This window comes from Stenotrophomonas sp. HMWF003 (genome assembly GCF_003061285.1).
Taxonomy (GTDB): domain Bacteria; phylum Pseudomonadota; class Gammaproteobacteria; order Xanthomonadales; family Xanthomonadaceae; genus Stenotrophomonas; species Stenotrophomonas maltophilia_AP.
Genome location: NZ_QAIW01000383.1, coordinates 1 through 619, shown reverse-complemented (window position 1 = coordinate 619; position 619 = coordinate 1). Strand labels below are relative to the sequence as shown.

The window sequence follows — 619 nt, the reverse complement described above, 5'->3', positions numbered from 1 at the left end:
CGGCACGACGGCGATCGGCATCACCGGCTTCGAGAGCAGCGACAACAACGCGCGTGCAGCCGGCGATGCGGCGGCGGCGGCGCTGGAGTCGCTGCCGGTCCAGGTCGGCCTGCCGGTAGCCCCGGTGCCATCGCCGGTGCCCGGCGCACCGGTGCCCGCCGCCACGGCCCCGCCTACTGCGCCGGAGCGCTCACGATGAAGGTGTTCCTGCGTTGGGCGACCGACATGGTCGTGCGTTTCAGCAGTTCGCTGGACTGGGTGCTGTGCCTGGCGCTGGGGGCGCTGATGCTGATCGGGCTGGCGGTGCTCAAGAGCGCCGGCGGCGACGGGCTGGTGTTCGCCCAGGGCGCGCGTTTCGTCGTCGGGCTGGGGGCGATGTGGGCCATCTCGCGCGCCTCGATCCTGCGCATCCGCTCGGCCACGCCGCTGATCTATGCGATTTCGATGATCCCGCTGCTGGCGGTGTTCGTGCTGGGCACGGGCAAGTACGGGCGGCAGTGGCTGGATCTGAAGCTGTTCTACCTGCAGCCGGCCGAGCTGTTGAAGGTGAGCCTGCCGATGATGGTGGCCTGGTACCTGCACAAGATGCCGCTGCCGCCGCGTTTTTCGACGGTGATGG

The 619-nt window shown here is 69.8% G+C and carries 2 protein-coding genes; both read left to right on the top strand.

Translation table 11 applies throughout. From position 1 onward, the window contains the following. Positions 1 to 199: hypothetical protein (locus DBR34_RS23525; RefSeq protein ID WP_258224026.1), on the top strand; the 199-nt coding region annotated here is incomplete at its 5' end. Further along, a partial coding sequence (locus DBR34_RS16455; protein WP_181394047.1) for an FtsW/RodA/SpoVE family cell cycle protein occupies positions 196 to 619 on the top strand: 424 nt, incomplete at its 3' end. The genes DBR34_RS23525 and DBR34_RS16455, both read left to right, overlap by 4 nt.